A 237-nucleotide genomic window follows, 5' to 3' on the forward strand; every position below is an offset into this window, starting at 1 on the left:
GCCTGATGAGTTAGAACAAAATAACTATCAGTGGGGTGTAAACGTTTCAGAGCAGAAGAAAGAATTTAAAGTTAAATTAAACGCCATATTAGAGCGCTGTAATTTAACTTACATCACTGGCGGCGTAATATCAGACGGCAGTTCAGCGCCGAGTAAATCATTATCTGAACTAATTAAAGGGCGCGATATTCCTTCAATTGAAGCTGAATTTAACCGAGCATTAGAGAATGTAAATTC

The 237-nt window shown here is 37.6% G+C and carries 1 pseudogene; it reads left to right on the top strand.

From position 1 onward, the window contains the following. Positions 1 to 237, top strand: a pseudogene (locus tag AAEY57_RS21080) (abortive infection family protein); the annotation flags it as partial.

Origin of the sequence: Pseudoalteromonas sp. MER144-MNA-CIBAN-0113 (genome assembly GCF_040308965.1) — a bacterium.
GTDB classification, from domain to species: domain Bacteria; phylum Pseudomonadota; class Gammaproteobacteria; order Enterobacterales; family Alteromonadaceae; genus Pseudoalteromonas; species Pseudoalteromonas tetraodonis.